General features: G+C 44.7%; 8 protein-coding genes. 5 read left to right on the top strand and 3 right to left on the bottom strand.

The features are described from left to right. Positions 1–80 precede the first annotated feature (80 nt). Complete coding sequence (locus F0231_RS08235; protein ID WP_171759246.1) at positions 81–485, top strand: DUF3592 domain-containing protein; 405 nt, start codon at positions 81–83, stop codon at positions 483–485. Positions 486–551: 66 nt separating this feature from the next. Here the strand turns inward: F0231_RS08235 and F0231_RS08230 are convergent, their stop codons facing one another. Beyond that, positions 552–2,135 (bottom strand): ABC-F family ATPase, encoded by a 1,584-nt coding sequence (locus tag F0231_RS08230; protein ID WP_171759245.1) that lies wholly within the window; start codon positions 2,133–2,135, stop codon positions 552–554. Positions 2,136–2,348: 213 nt separating this feature from the next. Here F0231_RS08230 and F0231_RS08225 point away from each other — a divergent pair, with 213 nt between their 5' ends. The 3 genes from F0231_RS08225 (at position 2,349) to F0231_RS08215 (ending at position 6,702) form a co-directional block, all read left to right on the top strand. Next, the gene (locus F0231_RS08225; protein ID WP_171759244.1) at positions 2,349–4,694 is read left to right on the top strand and encodes an ATP-binding protein; all 2,346 of its coding nucleotides are present in this window, start codon (positions 2,349–2,351) and stop codon (positions 4,692–4,694) included. Between the two features lies 1 nt (position 4,695). Beyond that, a complete protein-coding gene (locus tag F0231_RS08220; protein ID WP_171759243.1) occupies positions 4,696–5,574 on the top strand; it encodes a mechanosensitive ion channel family protein in 879 nt (292 codons plus the stop codon). Between the two features lie 150 nt (positions 5,575–5,724). After that, positions 5,725–6,702: a DUF2860 family protein gene (locus F0231_RS08215; protein WP_171759242.1), complete on the top strand. Its 978-nt coding sequence runs from the start codon at positions 5,725–5,727 to the stop codon at positions 6,700–6,702. 86 nt (positions 6,703–6,788) lie between these two features. On the opposite strand, the gene F0231_RS08210 is transcribed toward F0231_RS08215, so the two are convergent. Next, on the bottom strand, positions 6,789–8,819 hold the full coding sequence (locus tag F0231_RS08210; protein ID WP_171759241.1) for a cache domain-containing protein: 2,031 nt from the start codon (positions 8,817–8,819) through the stop codon (positions 6,789–6,791). Further along, the gene (locus F0231_RS08205) at positions 8,809–10,263 is read right to left on the bottom strand and encodes a sigma-54-dependent transcriptional regulator (RefSeq protein ID WP_367613467.1); all 1,455 of its coding nucleotides are present in this window, start codon (positions 10,261–10,263) and stop codon (positions 8,809–8,811) included. Before F0231_RS08205 ends, F0231_RS08210 begins: the two co-directional genes overlap by 11 nt. Positions 10,264–10,513: 250 nt before the next feature. Between F0231_RS08205 and F0231_RS08200 the strand changes: the two genes are divergently transcribed. Beyond that, positions 10,514–11,332 carry a substrate-binding domain-containing protein gene (locus tag F0231_RS08200; protein WP_171759239.1) on the top strand — a complete coding sequence of 273 codons (819 nt, stop codon included), beginning with the start codon at positions 10,514–10,516 and terminating at the stop codon, positions 11,330–11,332. Positions 11,333–11,336: the final 4 nt, after the last annotated feature.

The following is an 11,336-nucleotide window of genomic DNA, read 5'->3' as shown; positions in this document are numbered from 1 at the left end:
TCTAGAACTGAACGGTTTGAATAAACGAGAAGAGAATGATAAAAGGGATGAAATACCATTAACGAATAGGACGTTGTTGTATGGATGTTGAGTTTTCTGCCTCAAAGAAGGTGAAAAAGGTTATATTTCTCCCTGCTCTATTGTTATTCCTTTGGGCGTTGGTACCTAAAATTTATCAAAGCTTTACAGCCGAATGGATTACAGTTGAGACACAAATCACCAAGCTTTACTGGCAAGAAGACCCCTTTGAGGGTGATGCTGACCTAATGATTGATGTGGTTTATCAAGCCAATGGGAATCGCTACGGTGCGACCATTGAAGCCGATAAAGTTATCGATCAAGATAATCCTCACGACCCGAGAATTCAGGTGGGACAAACTGTAAGCTTTTTGTATGACGATGCGGTGCCGAGTGATTTGAAAGTGACTTGGACAGAAGGCAGTAAAAACGGTTGGACTATTATCCCTGCAGAACGGCTTCAATAACCGTATCGCAACAATAAAAACGCCTCCAAATTTAGGAGGCGTTTTTATTTAAATCGCTAGTTTACGTTATGCACGAGATTTCAAGAACTCAGCGTATGTGCCGCGGAAGTCATGGATCTTGCCATCTTTGATTTCTAGGATACGCGTCGCTAGAGAATCTACGAATACTCGGTCGTGTGAAACGAAGAACAGTGTACCTTTGTACTGCTCAAGTGCCGTGTTCAGTGATTCGATCGATTCCATATCCATGTGGTTAGTTGGTTCGTCCATTAGCAGCATGTTTGGTTTGTGCATTTGGATCTTACCAAGAAGCATACGACCTTGCTCACCACCCGATAGTACTTTTACTGACTTTTTGATGTCGTCTTGAGAGAAAAGCATACGGCCAAGGAAGCTACGTAGAACTTGCTCATCGTCGCCCTCTTGACGCCATTGACCCATCCAATCCATCAGGTTCATGTCTTCTTCAAAGTCATGTGCGTGGTCTTGAGCGTAGTAGCCAATGTTTGAGTTTTCTGACCACTTGTATTCACCTGTGCGTGGTTCTAGTACGCCAGCAAGTGTGTTAAGCAGTGTTGTTTTACCCACACCGTTCTCACCGATGATTGCAACGCGCTCACCAACTTCGAAAATAGCATCGAAATCGCTGAATAGATTGTCTTCAAAACCTTGGCTTAGGTTTTCTACGATCAGTGCATTACGGAATAGCTCTTTAGATTGCTCAAAACGAATGAATGGGTTTTGACGGCTTGATGCTTTCACTTCATCAAGCTGAATCTTATCGATCTGTTTAGCACGAGATGTCGCCTGTTTCGCTTTCGATGCGTTTGCAGAGAAACGCGCTACGAACGTTTGTAGCTCAGCGATTTGCGCTTTCTTCTTAGCGTTGTCAGACAGTAGACGCTCACGAGCCTGTGATGCAGCTGTCATGTACTCATCGTAGTTACCGTGATAAACGCGTAGCTCACCGTAATCTAGGTCAGCCATATGGGTACATACTGAGTTTAGGAAGTGACGGTCGTGCGAGATAATGATCATCGTACAGTTACGCTGGTTTAGAGTCTCTTCTAGCCAAGCGATCGTGTCCATATCAAGGTTGTTCGTTGGTTCGTCAAGAAGCATGATGTGCGGGTCGGCAAACAGAACCTGCGCAAGAAGAACACGCAGTTTCCAACCAGGCGCAACTTCGCTCATCAGACCGTAGTGCTGTTCTTCAGGGATACCTACAGCAAGCAAAAGTTCGCCCGCTTTAGCGTCAGCCATGTAACCGTCCATTTCAGCGAACTGAACTTCAAGATCAGCAACTAACATGCCCTCTTCTTCACTCATCTCTGGTAGAGAGTAAATACGGTCACGCTCTTTCTTTACTTCCCAAAGTTCTTTGTAACCCATGATAACGGTATCGATTACCGTGAACTCTTCGTAAGCAAACTGATCCTGATTCAATTTAGCAACACGTTCATTTGGATCGTAACTTACGTTACCGCCCGTTGGTTCAAGTTCACCACTTAGGATTTTCATAAAGGTCGACTTACCACAGCCGTTCGCACCGATTAGGCCGTAACGGTTACCTTCACCAAACTTAACTGAAATATTTTCAAACAGTGGCTTAGCACCAAATTGTTGTGTGATGTTGTTAGTGGAAATCAATGTCGTTACCTATTTAATATGAAAAACCGCGCCACACTACTGTTTACAGGGGATAACTTCAAGCTTTGTTTTAGTTTGAATTAATGACAGTTTAATGACGTTTACTCATGTTTGATGGCTATAGTGTGCGATTTTTATTTATTGGCTTAGCATTCGCTTTTCGTATGAAAGTCGCTAAACTAACTCTAACCTCATAAGTTATAAGAGATTTCTATGCGTTTTATTCCACGCTTATTGGTATTGCTCTCGCTATTTATGTCAGAATTTTCTGTTGCTAGTTGGGAGTATGACTTCCAACCTGTGCCAGAACCTAAGGCCGTTGCTAGTGATATTGCATTGGAAGTGAGCCAGATTCCCGAACCGTTATTCATGACGAAGCAGGATTATCGAAAAGTATCACTACTGCTCAACGCCGTGCTTCAAGAGCAAGATAAACAAAGGGACGTGTTCGACAACCACCTTGTCGAATACCAAAAGGAAAGCACAGACCAAGCTTGGTTTGACGTTGATACCAGTTACTTGACCCTCAACAGCTTAGCGTTAAGTAAACAACGACTATTGGAACTGACAGATTCTGCAACTCGTGAAAGGCTGACAGGATTTGGCCCTTACGGCGTGACTCAGTTTAAACGCGAGCTAAAATTAACTGAGCTCAACGTGAAATACCTTTTCCATTTTCAGGTTCGCAGCTTTAAATCTCTCATCAACGATCTGCTGATCTCACCTATCCCAGTGATATGGGCGGGACTTAAAGTCTTATTTATCTACTTCGGTTTAGTCTGGTGGTTAGCCAATAACACGCGTCTGATTAATCTGTTTCGAACTTCCGTTCTCGATAGCAACCCAAATCCACCAATCTGGATACGTGTTATCTGGTATTTTGGCCGAGCGAACACGGCGATTGCTTGGTTAATTGCTATTACGTTATCCCTTCGTGTGCTTTCAGCGATTCCAAGCTTGCAACACCTGATTCTTTTAGAGATCTTCACATGGTGGATTCTCGGTGGTTCGATAGCGATTAGCTTTATTCTTGAATTTGCTTATCGCCATAGTCGTTCATCCAGCCCTGACGTTGTCGCGCTGCGTCTATCGACCATTCGCAGATACGTTTGGAGTGTGATCGTTGCGGGCGTGATCCTTCAAATCTCTATGCACACGCTAGGAAAAGGAACCATCTATTACTGGATCTACAGCGCGCTGTTCTTCTGGTTCGTACTGGTTACGCTGTCTGTTCTTCGTTTATGGAGAACCAAAGTGTTTGAAACCGCTGAGCACATTACCGACCGCCCGGTTTGGGTGCAGTGGTCAATCCGCCGCAAAGAGACTTTCTTGCTCAACATTATCGCCACTGCCATAACCATTGCTTGGTTAGCCGTTCATATCTTAAAACACCGTGTGATTGGTACCCTTTCGAACTTTAACTTCTTCAGTCAAGCACTCGCTTATCTGTTTCGTATTGAGGTCGCTAAACAGGCCCACAATAATAACGATCAGGGCAAGACGGTTCGAATCCGTGGCAACAACACCTTTAATTACGTCGCACCCGGTAGTTTTGATAGCGAATTGATTGATTACGCTAGCGATGAAATCAAGCAACTCTCTAAATACCTTCTAACCGATAGCCCTGCTGTCTGTGTGTTATCAGGTGAACGTGGTGTGGGTACGACAACCGCCCTACGTACTTTGCTTAATAAAGTGAAGAACGCCGAGCCTGTCTATCTAAGCTGCCCTTACGCTGGCTATAAAGAGCTGTTGGCGCATCTCGCCGTGAGTGTCGGTTTAGAAGAAGAGGCAACGGAAATTCAGGTACTCGCACACCTGCGCAAAAGTGAAACGACTTACCTTATCGCCATTGATAACGCTCAGCGCCTAGTAAAACCGATGGTTGGCGGCCTTAGCGAACTTATTCGTGTGACGAACCTGCTTCGCCGTTCACGTAAAAACCACCGCGTAGTATTTGGTATTGAAAAAGCGAGTTGGCGATTTGTCGACCGAGCACGTGGTGAGCGATTGCTGTTTGATTTGGTGAGCTTCATGCCCCGTTGGACCGAGAAGCAAGTGGGCGATCTACTTGATACTCGTATTAACCAAAATGATGAGTTCCCTATCTCTTTTGATGGCCTTGTCGTGCCAAAGCAGTGGGACCAAGAAGATATATCGGAAGAAGAGCGAGCTAAGCGCGGCTTCTACCGTATTCTCTGGCATTACTCAGATGGTAACCCAACCGTTGCGCTACGCTTCTTCCGTTTCTCACTACACAAAGACAAAGAGACCGAACAAGTGTTTGTTCGTATGTTCAATGCACCAGAATCGCAAGAGCTAGAAAAGATGCCAAAACCTATGTTGGCCGTACTTCGCTCTATCGTGCAGTTAGAAATTGCGTCACCAGAAGTACTGTCTGAATGTACACAACTTACGATTGCAGAGATTACGGGTACTTTGAGGTACTTCCAAAGCCGAGGTTACATTGAGTGGAGTGAAGATAAAGCACGCATCTCCGATCACTGGTTCCGCCACATTACTAACGTTCTCGATCGACAACATCTATTGGTGAAATAATATGAATCGTCTTATCTTCGTTATTTTATCATCACTGGTTGCTCTCCCTGCCTTTTCAGCAGAAGAAGTAGCGAATGTAGATAACATCACCCAAATCGCTAGCCTAATACGCTGGAGCGGCGTCTTTTTCTCTCTACTGGTGATTGCAGCCACTTGGCTATTGCTCAAGTTCATTGGCTCAATGGTCGACAGCATTGGTAGCCAATTTGCACAGTACCGAATGCTACTGCAAAAGCTGCAATCGTTTATGCAGTTCTTTATCTATATGAGTGCGGGTATTTTGGTCTTTATGATGAGCTTTCGCATCAACGATCAAATTTTAGCGCTCATCGGTGGTACCCTCGCCGTGTCTGTCGGCTTTGCATTGAAAGACTTGGCTGCCTCGTTCATTGCGGGCATGACCGTGATGGTCGATCGACCATTTCAAGTAGGTGACCGCGTCACGTTTGAAGGGAATTACGGCGACATTACCGCTATTGGTTTGCGCTCTGTTCGAATGCGTACCCTTAACGACGACATCATTACTATCCCAAACAACAAATTCCTAAATGAAGTGACTGTCAGCGGAAACTATGGCGCACTTGATATGCAGGTTGTTATTCCATTTTATGTGGGGATGGATGAAGACATTACCCTCGCAAGGGATCTTATCCAAGAAGCGGCATCGTCCAGTCGTTATATCCACTTACCTAAACCTGTGACGGTGTTAGTGAAACAAACGATCACAGATAACTATCTTGCTATTCAACTGACGTGTAAGGCGTATGTTGTCGATACGGCGTATGAGAAACTGTTTGAGACGGACATTACTCTGCGGGTCATGAAAGAGTTTAAAAAGCATGGTATTAACCCACCGCGCATTGCGGTACACACCCAATAACACTTGTTAACGACCTCCCCTTATTCAAGCCCTGCAAACTCGCGGGGCTTTTTATTGCTTTCCATTTTCAATGTGAAAAAAGTGTGAACAACGATTCTTTCACATTTTATGGTATAGAGTTCTGTTGTGAGATAAAAATAAGGAACTCCCATGAAAAAATTGATTGCTTTAAGTATCGCTGCTGCATGTTCTTCTCAAGCTTTTGCAGAAACACCAGAAACAGGTTTTGGCGGCGAAGTCGGCTTAGGTATGAGCTACTTTTCAAGTGACGGTAACTTTAATACAGCCAATGAAAATCAATTAAAATCATCAGACGAAAAATTAGGTGCAGAAGCTGAAATTAACCCAGAGTTAATCGGCGAACTGAACTACACATTCGGGCAAGAAGCTAACCACCAAGTATTTATTGGCACCAACAACGAAGAAGTTATCCAAGGTGATCTAACTCTAGAGCTTGGCTACCGCACTGAGTTTGCTGATGAGTCTAGCCTAGAGGTGAGCTACCTAACTTCAATTGTCAATGAAGAGACTTGGAAAGACCCATACGTACTGAATGCGAAACGTGAGATTACTGAAATTTCAGAATCAGGCTTCGCGCTAGAGTACGCAAACATTGCTGGTAGCCCTTTTGCTGTTGATGCACTCTACTACACTAGCGATGTTGAAGACGAGCAATCAGGTCAAACTGAAGTTCCGGGTGACATCAACACACTAAAGCGTAGCGGTTCAGGCTTTGAAATCGGTGTTGCTTATGAGGTTGGTTTAACATTTGATTCTGTTCTTGTCCCTCGCTTGACTTACGGTAACTACTCAGCTGATGGTAAAGCGTTTAGCAACACAAGCTTCGGCGGTGAACTGACGTACATGAAGATGGTTGATAACCACGGCTTCGGCGTTCAAGCTTACTACAATTCGATCTCGTTTGATGACGCAAACATTGCCTTTGATGATGTTAAACGTAGTGACAGCGAATACGGTATTGCGGCACTTTATGAATATGAAGAGTTCATGGGTTGGGAAGACGTTAAATTCTTAGGTCTTGCTGGGTATGACACATTAACGTCAAACATCAAGTTCTACGAAGAAACTGAATACCAAATTGGCGCAGCGCTAACTTACAGCTTCTAAGTTAAAGACGCAGTAAAATACACTAAAAAGCGGCCGTCATTTGGCCGCTTTGTTTTTATCGTCGCTGAGTTTAAAGTGACATCAAATTAAAGGTTTCGAATTTCAAGTTCGTTACCCGTTCGTTCAAGCAAATAGATACTAAACACACTCCCTTCTCCCCAAGTAGATGCGACTTTAAGCTCGCCGCCTGACTGGCTGAGAATACTTTGTGAAACCGATAAACCAAGTCCAGTCCCTTCACGCTTAGTTGTATAAAACGGTGAGAAGATGCGTTTAAGGTTTTCTTCTTTTATGCCGCATCCTTCATCTTGAACATGGATAATCGCTCCCTTATTCACACCGCTCTCGATCCAATCTTCGCTAGAGATAAGTAAGCGCCCCTTACCTTGCATCGCATGCACACCATTCATCTGTAGATTTACGAGTATCTGCAATAGCTGATGACGATTCACCTCGACGCTGGTATGGGCTTGTAAATCTGTTTCAAACACCACATCACGCTTCTTGGAACCTGTTTTCACCAAGGTAATACTCTCTTCGATGATTGGGTTTACGTGCTGCCAAGTGATCTCATCTTGAACGCCCCCTTGCCTGCTGTATTGGAGCAAACTGCGAGTGATGTTCCTAATACGGTCGATTTGGCCGTGTATTGCTTCTAACTCTTCTTTGACACGCTCCGACTCTTCTCCAAGCTCAAACTGAATCAGCTCCACGTTGCCTAAGATAACGGCCGATGGGTTGTTAATTTCATGGGCGATACCAGCAGTTAACTCCCCTAGCGCCGCGAGTTTCTCGCTGACAACAAGCTTGTCTCTAGTCTGGTTAAGTAACTGAATATGCAGCTCCAACTCTTCAGTTTTTTCTTTCAGGCTCGCGGTTCGATCTTGAACTTTGCACTCTAAATGACTTGCTGCAAGTTCGAGTTCATTCTTACGCTGCTTAAGTAGATCAAGCATGTTATCAAACTGTTTAGCAAGCATCGCTAGCTCGTGATTTTCATCCAACCCTAGCGGCCCAATTCGCGTCTCTTTGCCGATTTGAATCATTTTTACAACGCGGTGAATATGTTCAATCGGGATAAACAAATCACGAGAACCGCGGTATACCAACAAACTTGAAATCAGTAGTAAGAACAAGGTCGTCACTGAAATTTCAGCGATGTTGGTCATGTAGGCCTCAATAAACGGCCAAACTAAATACCCCGTATAGAGCATCCCGATCACATTGTCATATTGATCGTAAATGGGTTTATACGCTGTGATGTACCAAGCGTCGTAAACGAAAGCTAAGTTGACCCATTCGTCTCCCTCTACAAGTACCGCTTGCTTTACCTCTTGCGATACTCGTGTCCCAATAGCACGGCCCAAGCGGTCATTACTGTCTAGAGGGACATTGGTACTGATACGAAGGTCATCTAAAAATACCGTTAGCGTTCCAATCGGTCGCAAGCTGTCTTGTTTAGATGGATAGATAAGATCCCGAATCGTATCGACCAGACTTGTGCTGTTATTGAGCAGCAAGCCCCCATCAAGAAACCCTACGAGATCGTGACTTTCATTATAAATTGGAATCACTGTCCTGCTGACGAGACCACGCCCCTCAACATCATGGTTATCAAGCACTGCGGTCTGAGCTCGTTTAACTAGATCGTCACCAAGATCCTCCAGTTCATCTCGTGTCAGAACATCAAAAAACGACTCTTTTTTGGTCAAGTCTAAAAATCGAAACTTGTTCTCGATTGTATCTACGCGATGAAAGCGCAGAAAGTCGAGGTCATACTCAGCTCTTTGTTCTGATACCCATAACTTGAGGTCTGCATCGTTTATCTTATGGCCGCGTACACGCGATATAAATTCATAGGAGTTAGCAAACGCCTTAACGTGGTTTGCCTGCTTCTCTTGAATAAGCTCAATACTGTTCTCAGCGACACCCAAACGCTCAGATACATCCACAAGTGCACTTTGCCACGTGTAGTGAATAGACCAATATACGGTGATGCAAATTAAGGCAATCAAAGTAAGTAAAATGGGCGCTGACGTTAAGATCATCAGTCGGTAACGCACCATTGTCTTAAAACGGTAACGCCACTTACCCCATAACGTGGTGCTAGTCGGCATAGCAACCATCCTCACTATCCCACTCTTTAAATTTGCGCTCTAAGGTCTTACGAGCGACCCCAAGATCGCGAGCCGCTGCAGACTTATTACCATCGTGAAACTCAACAAGTTGTTGAATGTGGGCTTTTTCAACCTCTTTCAGGGCCCAACTGTTTGGATATCCAGTAGTGCTATTTTCGTCACGACTGATTTCAATCAGCTCTGAACCGCTGGAGACGGTCATGGTGATCGATGGTTTGATTGGATCACCATGCATTTCGCGCCAATAATGTGCCGGAGGCTTACCCAATAAGATGCAGCGCTCGATCAGGTTTTTAAGTTCACGAATATTGCCCGGCCAGTCATATTCATTCATCGCTAAGACATCTTCATGAGCCCACTTAGGATCAGGCATACCCAATTCCGACGTCAGCATTCTAGTGAAAAATGGTACAAGATCGATTAAATCAGCTTTGCGCTCTTTGAGTGGAGACACATCGATTTTCAACACGTTCAGACGATAGAAGAGGTCCGATCGGAAGTTACCTTTATTTACTTCTTCTTGAAGGTTACGGTTTGTTGCTGCCACAACTCGCACATCAATAGTCACCTCTTTCTCACTACCTACTGGGCGTATTGCACGCTGCTCTAACACCCTAAGTAGAGCAGACTGCATCGCCAGAGGCATCTCACCGATCTCATCGAGGAAAAGTGTCCCGCCGCTAGCAACACGAAATAGACCTTCACGGCTTTTCTTTGCACCGGTGAACGCACCTGCTGTATGTCCAAACAGTTCACTTTCCAGCAACTCAGGAGCAATCGCACCACAGTTGATCGGTACAAATGGCCCTTTACGTTGACTCGCCTCGTGCACCCCACGGGCAACCAATTCTTTACCTGTACCAGATTCGCCCTCGATCAACACTGAGGCACGAGACGGCGCAAACTGACTAATTAACTGTTTAAGTTGTTTGGTTTTTTCTGAGCTGCCAACGATTTCAGTCTTGATGTGTCGTTTAAAATCGTGGCGCAGCGCGAATTGATGTCGCTGCTCCAATCGTTTGTCCATACAACGCTGGACCGCCTGCAACATCTGCTCAAGATTGAATGGTTTCAGGATAAAGTCTGACGCGCCCAATTTAAGTGCCGAGATTGCGGTTTCGAGATCCGCATAACCGGTCATGAAGATCACATCCGCGCGTTTGTCTTGATCGCTAAACGCTTCTTCCCACTCAATTCCTGAACGGCCGGGTAAATTGATATCCAATACAATGAGATCGTAGTGATTGGCAACGCGAAGCTCTTCAGCTTGTTCGATACTGCCAGCGCAGTCCACTTTGGCAAACCACTTGCTTAATGCTTTATTCAAAATGGTCTGCATTCCGACTTCATCATCGACGACAAGTACAGAAAAGGCTTGATATTGGGAGGCTTTATTCGGATCCAAAGACGCTGGCATACTGATTTCTTAGTTTTGTGTGTATTGGGACAGAGTGTACCAACTTTATAAGAATCTGCTCTGACTAAAATGAGACATTTTGTCCCACGTCAAAGTTTAATTCGCTAAGTGATTGATTATTCGTTCGAAAACAGTCACAAAGTTTTGGCATTAAGATTGCTTTATATGCGTGCCAGTTTATAACACTGGCTGATGCTATGGCTTAGCACCGAACAGAGTGTAGCGCCTAATTCAAATAAAATGGATAACTAACAATATGAAAGCAATCACTATCACCCTTGCAACAACGTCTTTAGCCCTAGTTAGCTACTCTGCCTCTTCTGCAGACGACAACCCTCATATTCGTTTGGCTACGACGACCAGTACCTACCACTCAGGTTTACTTGATTACCTATTGCCAGAATTTGAAAAAGATACGGGCTATAAAGTGGATGTTATTGCAGCAGGCACAGGCAAATCATTGAAGATGGGCCAAAACGGCGATGTCGACTTGGTTATGACACACGCGCCTAAAGCCGAAGCAAACTTTGTAGAGAAAGGCTATGGCGTTCTTCCTCGTAAACTGATGTACAACGATTTCGTTATCGTTGGTCCACACAAAGATCCAGCAAAGATCACTGAGCAAAAGTCTGTTGCCGACGTATTTAAGAACATCGCTAATATGAACGTCACTTTCGTTTCTCGCGGCGATGACTCTGGTACTCATAAGAAAGAGAAAGGCATTTGGGAACAGACTCAAATTGAACCAAACTTTGGTGGCTACCGCAGCGTCGGTCAAGGCATGGGCCCTACACTAAATATGGCAAATGAAATGCAGGGCTACACCATGACTGACCGTGGTACTTGGCTAGCTTACAACAACAAACTCGATCTTGAGATCCTATTCCAAGGCGACAAGCAGCTGTTTAACCCTTACCAAGTGATCATTGTGAACCCTGAGCGTTACCCAAGTGCAAACTACCAAGGCGCGAAAGAGTTTAGTGATTGGTTGGTTAACCCTCGTGGCCAAACGTTGATCAACGAATTCAAGCTGAATGGTAAACAACTATTCGTTGCGAACGCTGACGAGAAATAACCCT

Origin of the sequence: Vibrio sp. RE86 (assembly GCF_013114545.1) — a bacterium.
Classification (GTDB): domain Bacteria; phylum Pseudomonadota; class Gammaproteobacteria; order Enterobacterales; family Vibrionaceae; genus Vibrio.
The sequence above is the reverse complement of the archived record's forward strand: the minus strand, read 5'-3'. Positions and strand labels throughout refer to the sequence as shown.

Excerpts from the sequence above, each read along its gene's own strand:
- F0231_RS08235 (WP_171759246.1), top strand. The coding sequence starts at position 81 with ATGGATGTTGAGTTTTCTGCCTCAAAGAAGGTGAAAAAGGTTATATTT.
- F0231_RS08225 (WP_171759244.1), top strand. The coding sequence starts at position 2,349 with ATGCGTTTTATTCCACGCTTATTGGTATTGCTCTCGCTATTTATGTCA.
- F0231_RS08220 (WP_171759243.1), top strand. The coding sequence starts at position 4,696 with ATGAATCGTCTTATCTTCGTTATTTTATCATCACTGGTTGCTCTCCCT.
- F0231_RS08215 (WP_171759242.1), top strand. The coding sequence starts at position 5,725 with ATGAAAAAATTGATTGCTTTAAGTATCGCTGCTGCATGTTCTTCTCAA.
- F0231_RS08210 (WP_171759241.1), bottom strand. The coding sequence starts at position 8,819 with ATGCCGACTAGCACCACGTTATGGGGTAAGTGGCGTTACCGTTTTAAG.
- F0231_RS08200 (WP_171759239.1), top strand. The coding sequence starts at position 10,514 with ATGAAAGCAATCACTATCACCCTTGCAACAACGTCTTTAGCCCTAGTT.